Below are 338 nucleotides of genomic sequence, written 5' to 3' on the forward strand. Positions count from 1 at the left end.
GCCGGAGACCACCGACATCCAGAGGATGGTCACCGGGTTGCCGAGGATCAGGAAGGTGTTCGCCCGCGAGCGCTCGGCGCGGGTGAACCAGTGGCAGAGGTAGACCAGCATCGCTGGCATCACCGCCGCCTCGACCACGCCGAGGAGGAAGCGGATGCCGATCAGCAGATAGACGTTGGCGACCATCCCGGTCAGGGTGGCCAGTCCGCCCCAGAGGATCAGGCTGACGAAGATCAGCTTCTTGACGCTGCGCTTTTCCGCGTAGATCGCCCCCGGCACCTGGAAGAAGAAGTAACCGAGGAAGAACAGCGCGCCCAGCAGCGAGGACAGCCCGGGAG

At 65.1% G+C, this 338-nt stretch carries 1 protein-coding gene; it reads right to left on the reverse strand.

Annotation, left to right across the window (positions count from 1 at the left end; translation table 11 throughout):
* A partial coding sequence (locus ACLJNW_RS23835; protein ID WP_410961171.1) for an MFS transporter occupies positions 1 to 338 on the reverse strand: 338 nt, incomplete at both ends.

This window comes from Salmonella sp. SAL4457, assembly GCF_046548235.1.
GTDB lineage: Bacteria > Pseudomonadota > Gammaproteobacteria > Enterobacterales > Enterobacteriaceae > Salmonella > Salmonella enterica.